The organism is Clostridium sediminicola (assembly GCF_050402865.1).
Taxonomy (GTDB): domain Bacteria; phylum Bacillota; class Clostridia; order Clostridiales; family Clostridiaceae; genus Clostridium_AF; species Clostridium_AF sediminicola.
Genome location: NZ_BAABMF010000106.1, coordinates 1 through 255, shown reverse-complemented (window position 1 = coordinate 255; position 255 = coordinate 1). Strand labels below are relative to the sequence as shown.

The following is a 255-nucleotide window of genomic DNA, read 5'->3' as shown; positions in this document are numbered from 1 at the left end:
CGAACTTCTCCTGAATCATATCTGTAACCATCTTAGCCGCAGCAAAGGTATGCTTACACCCCACATGACCGATAAACATGGACACGTTCACATGGTAACTCTCCATGATGTCCTCCACAAGGTTAACGTAGTGTTCAGCAGGGCCGGAAGCACCGTGAATCATAGGACTGGCCTTGGCCTTCTTTGCCATAGTAATCAGCATATCTTCCTTGTCATGGACGTCCTCAAAAAGAATACCATTCTGATAGCCAAAGC

General features: G+C 46.7%; 1 pseudogene. It reads right to left on the bottom strand.

Features of this window, described 5'->3' with window-relative positions:
- Positions 1-255: pseudogene (locus ACQ3F0_RS26960) on the bottom strand (2-hydroxyacyl-CoA dehydratase family protein); the annotation flags it as partial.